We start from the raw sequence: 5,187 nt of genomic DNA, 5'->3' as shown, positions 1-5,187 counted from the left end.
GTCCATCAGGAAATGCGAATTCCAACCCACGCAATTCAAGGGTATGGGTAAATTCTAAAAGAGATTCACTTGGTAAGTTTTTGGGTAATTCGTCACTTATAACAGTAATACCTTCTTCCACTACCGTTATGGTATGCGAAGCATTTTGAAGCGTTACCCAACTATTCAATACGGATCTCACTGCAGGAATTAGTCTGAAAGCCGCTACTGCAAACACACCGCTTATCAATCCCAGGTCACCACTTCCCGTACCAATCAGCAATGCCAGTCCGATCACTATGGCTACTTCAGAAAGGAAGGATGGAAAAAGTTGGTACACTTCCATACGCAAACGGTTCCCAATAATAGAATCCAGACCTTGATTGAAGGAAGCAAGAGAAGTATAAAATGCTTGGGCAATTTCCAGTTCTGCATATCCACAAAAGGCTTCCACCACCGTACGGCTCTGCTTGCGACGTGCTTCCAATTCCTCCATACCATAACGTCGCAGGCGTTTCTTAACTAAACAGATATACAATACCGATAAGAACAGGAACGCTCCACAGAGCAAACAACCGGCATATGGTTTCCAGATGATAAGTGCCAATACTATTAACAATATCAGTACCGCTTCTCCTGCTATACGGAAAACAGGGGCCAATACGCATAAACTGAACATATAGCATACATGATTCACTTCATGCCCAAGCCTTACACTGCTTTTTCCTTTTAAATAGAGTAGCCCTCGATGATAATAATTGGCAAACATACGGGTACTAAACTCCCGATATATTTCCAACTGATAACAGCTTTGTACATGTGCCAGAAGCATAACTAAGGTGTTCTTTAGCAATACAAACAGTAATACGACACCGCATACTGCCAGCATCATACTCCGACCGCCATCTTTTACCACTATTAATAATATTGGCACCAGTGCCGCTATTCCTGCAAAGTCGAGTATGGCACGTGTTAATACAGAGAATACTACCCATACACCACGCCTGCGTTGCTCTTCTGACAACAATCGAACAATATTTCTAACCATCTGCTACTCTTCTCTTTTTTAGATCTTTAAGGAAGCCTTTGGCAAACAATACCCAGACCAAACTTCCTGCACCACTCAAAAAGACATACATCACAAGAATCGTCATCTTCCTGGGTTTAGAGGGTTTAAGTGGAACTACTACCGGCTGGATAACCGCATAAACAGGCCTTATCTTCTCTACTCTTGCCATAGCTGCCTGAACCAGTTGTTTCGTCTGATTGTAGGTAGTTTGAGCCAGCTTCATTTCATTCCGTAACCTTACTAGTTCAGCGCGTGAGGTTAACTTCACTAACCCTCGGTTAACATCCGCATACCGGGTATATTTCTCCTGTGCACTGTAATATTCCTCCTGTGCCTCTTTACGAAGTTCTTCTGTATATTTCAGGAATTTGCGTGCTTTACCTGTCCTGTATTCCGTTATATATTCTTTCAAGTATACTCGTACGATATCTGCCACAGTAGCTGCAACTAACGGATCTTGCATGGTGACAAATATGGTTATAGTTCTTTTCTTTTTGTCCACCCCGATATTGATTCTCGAAGCGATAGCACCTGCCATGCCTGCTTCTTTGCGAGTCAGCCGAAAAGGGTTTATACCCATCTTTGTCCCAGTTTGCCCGCTATCTTCATTTGATTCATCTTTGAATAGAGATACGATCCATCCAGTCAGTTTGAACGGAACTGAAGTAATAATTCTCCACCATGGCGCTTTCTGGCGTTCTTTTAGATACTGCGAAAGAGGAATCGAAACACTATCTTTCTGTTCGCGTACCTTGATGTCGAAAAGCCGTATAAGAAACGGCGTCGAATTGATGATTTCCGGATATAAAACCGGAAAAATGGCATCTTTTTCACCTGTGATTGATGAACTCAGATTGTCATCTTCCATATCTACTAATGCACTTTTACCCGGATAAGCCCTTCTGCTTTCCGGGGCAATAAGGGTACTTGCTGTATATTCCTTAGGAGTGCTGAAGCCTATAACTAACCCTACAATAGCTCCGATACCACACATTCTCAAAATCAATTTCCGCGAGTCCCAGACTTTCTTTACCAGTTCCAATAGATTAATCTCCTGTTCTTGAGAAGATGGTGGTCTCATATCTTTCCTCTCGTTTATAGTATTGCTATTCATCTTAGTTTCACTCGGAACTTCTTCTGAAAAAAAACGCTTGCCAAGACGAATGTCTTGACAAGCGAAAATTAAACATTCAGATTATATAATCCTATCCAGTCAGTTTTTCCTTTTAAAGAAGAATGAATAGACTCATTCTTCTTTAATTCAAAGGTATATTACTTCTTGACTCCGTATTCCTTACCCAACCAAGTAATTGTACCAGACTGGCTAACACGGATACCACCATAAATATACCCCTTATTGTCTACAGTGTAGGTTGTGGAATTGTTATTGTCAACTTCTGCCTGGAATTTGCCAGTCAAGACAACTTCTACATTATTCGTCAATTTTATACCGTATGCTAAGGTGATGTCTTTCACTGCAACTTTTGCATAACTAGCATAGTCACCTGTAGAAGCTAATTCATTATTACCTTCGAAGTACAGCAGAGCTTTCGATGCTGTAAGTCCCATAGTAGAAGCCTTAGTCGGGTTAAATGTCAATGTAACGCCTTTTTTTACTGTGATCTTAGTAGCATTGGTCAAGCTCCAAGCTTCAGAGTTGGCGTCAGAAGCCTTAGAAATGATATAGTGAGTTACACCATAAGAATTGGCGTTCTTCATGAAATCTGCCTTCTTTTCATTGTCACCTGTTCCAGGAACAATACCATCATTGTACTCAGCAATGAATTGACCATCCTCTACGTTAGTAATATTGACATTTTTCTTGTCTCCACTCTTAGCATAATAATAGTTGATAACATTGCTGTTGTTCAATGTTGCTACTTGGCCGGTAACACCCGTCAACTGAGCAGTATAGTATAAGTTGATAGTGCCTGTATTACTTACGACTGCATTACCCTTGAAACTCAGGATACCCTTAACTTCCATAGTACCCTTGTTCTCACTCTTGTTTGCAACATTCAATTCACCAGCTTCTTCATTCGTAACTAAAATGTTAGTGCTTCCATTCAAAGTTGCAACACCAGTAGTCAATTTTGCACCGTTAACGTTCAGAATAGAGTTTTGCTCTGTTACAAAAATACCTGTTGTGAAATCAGCGTTTACATCCAGAACTGCATTTTCTGAAACTACTATATCTATTTTGTTAGAAAGATTAGTCAACTGACCAGCGCCAATCTTGTTATTACCATTAAATTTGATAGTCACTTGTTTATCTGAGTGTTCCTTCAAACGTAATGTATTGCCTGCAGTAATGAATGTTTTGATAGCTTCGTTATCACTTTCAGCAGACCAGTCGAAATCAGTCAATTCCAAAACATTGTTAGCGTCATCACCGTCAACACAGAGATCAAAGCGCCTATTCGTTACATTTCTGCTATTGATACGTTCGATGGTAGCAAGCAAATCGTTCTGAGTTTTAATACAGTTGGTTTCAAATTCCAAATCATCTACATTTACTTCTATAAAACGAGTACAGAATGCTCCTGTTCTTGCAGCCCATCCACCTGCGTAGAATGCTTCAATATCGTTGATCTTGACAAATTTATCACTCTCTACTGCATTAGGACCTAAAACGAGCATACCAGTAGGATCGCTTTTTTTACTTTTATACCAGTCGCTTTCTTCAACTGTCACAACACCATAGTTAGTATGGATAACCAAAGCCAATTTATAGTATTCTTTCGTAAAATAGCTGTTTTTTTCTGTGTAAGGCATCAACAGGAAATTTACGCGACCAGTAGATTTAGCCACAGGTTGTTCGATAATAGTAGTGATGCTTGAAACTTTATTATCATTGACAAACAGCCCCTCCTGAGTTTCTATCGTAGGCAATGCGTATTTGGAAGTACCGCTCAACGATGGAATACCAAATTCATCATATGCACCCTTATTATATCTTTTGATCTTACTCATGTCAAACAGACCGGAAGTCGCAATTTTGTCTACAGCCCAACTTTCATTTTGGGTTGTCACTATCAGGTCAACGCTTTCAATCTGTATCTTTTCAGGATTTATAATTGTCTGCGAACCTGCTTTAAAGGTCACACGAGCATCCAACATGTTGGCAAAACGAAACATCTCCATATTAATAGCTTTCGACATGCCGGCCTCTTCATTTTGCAACGGATAAATGTAAGTAGCATTTTTGTTTGTTTCTTGAGTTTGCTCATCTACTCTTCTTGACACCCACGGCATATTGTCCACAACATAAGACAGTACCTCTGTCGGCTGGGTCAAGTCCGTACTTCCCTGAGATTGTATTGCATCAACACTCAAGCCAAACTTACCATCTACTTTATATCTGTCAGAATAAGGATAGTAAGCAAAGTATTGGCCTTCTAATACCTGACCATCCTGCATTCCAAAAATATTATTGTCAGGATCGTTGCAAGTCATACGGGTATTACTTGCCCAAAATGCAGTACTTGGAAGTACAGTCGGATCATATTCTTTCTCCTTAGTAAATTGTTGTTGAATTTCCGGTGCATTCACCCAAACTAGTCCAACTTGATCTCCTGCCTTCCACTTTAAATTCCAACCGTCATTTACCATTCTGGTTGCGACATTTGTTTCCTTATTAAAGGATAGAGTGACGTTCTCCAACGGTTTCCCTTTGTATTGTATTTCCGGTTCTACGTTCACCAGAGCCTCTTCCTGGCTACATGCTGCAAATAAAGCAGGCAGCGCACAAGCCATTAATAAATGTTTTGTTTTCATTGCAATTAGTTTAAATTTTAAATACATTAATTGATATACGTTCGCCTAGATTCAACAACTTTTATTTAGTCGTCACCACCACTAAAGTCACCGTCGTCTCCACCTATCCCGGGACCTTCAATACCAGAAGCAGCGAAACCTAATTCTACTTCTACTTTCAGAACTTCCACTTTTGGAGCTTCATACTTCATTTCCTTTTCTACTTTCATAATCATAAATTTAAATTGTTAGTAATATTAAAAATCTCTTCATTATTAACTAGTAATACACTTTTCTATACTATATAAAAAAATCAAGCCAGTTCTTACGATCTTGCAAATATTTCTATAAAGAAGACCAGTAAAAGCTCCTTTCAGCCTGCA

Annotated in this window: 3 protein-coding genes and 1 pseudogene; all 4 read right to left on the bottom strand. The window is 39.6% G+C overall.

Translation table 11 applies throughout. The annotated features are described in order from the left end of the window. Positions 1–1,027 (bottom strand): annotated as a pseudogene (locus BWI44_RS18785) (ABC transporter ATP-binding protein); the annotation flags it as partial. Next, a complete protein-coding gene (locus BWI44_RS18780) occupies positions 1,020–2,162 on the bottom strand; it encodes a Wzz/FepE/Etk N-terminal domain-containing protein (RefSeq protein ID WP_115503474.1) in 1,143 nt (380 codons plus the stop codon). The gene BWI44_RS18780 and the pseudogene BWI44_RS18785, both read right to left, overlap by 8 nt. A gap of 158 nt (positions 2,163–2,320) precedes the next feature. After that, positions 2,321–4,825 (bottom strand): hypothetical protein, encoded by a 2,505-nt coding sequence (locus BWI44_RS18775; protein WP_286815954.1) that lies wholly within the window; start codon positions 4,823–4,825, stop codon positions 2,321–2,323. A 65-nt stretch (positions 4,826–4,890) separates the two neighbouring features. Then, positions 4,891–5,034: a hypothetical protein gene (locus BWI44_RS18770; protein ID WP_181982227.1), complete on the bottom strand. Its 144-nt coding sequence runs from the start codon at positions 5,032–5,034 to the stop codon at positions 4,891–4,893. Positions 5,035–5,187: the final 153 nt, after the last annotated feature.

Origin of the sequence: Bacteroides sp. Phil13 (genome assembly GCF_001940965.1) — a bacterium.
Classification (GTDB): domain Bacteria; phylum Bacteroidota; class Bacteroidia; order Bacteroidales; family Bacteroidaceae; genus Bacteroides; species Bacteroides intestinalis.
Note: the sequence above shows the minus strand (reverse complement) of the source record. Positions and strands in the feature narration are given on the sequence as shown.

Coding starts and splice junctions, on each gene's coding strand:
- BWI44_RS18780 (WP_115503474.1), bottom strand. CDS start 2,162: ATGAATAGCAATACTATAAACGAGAGGAAAGATATGAGACCACCATCT.
- BWI44_RS18775 (WP_286815954.1), bottom strand. CDS start 4,825: ATGAAAACAAAACATTTATTAATGGCTTGTGCGCTGCCTGCTTTATTT.
- BWI44_RS18770 (WP_181982227.1), bottom strand. CDS start 5,034: ATGAAAGTAGAAAAGGAAATGAAGTATGAAGCTCCAAAAGTGGAAGTT.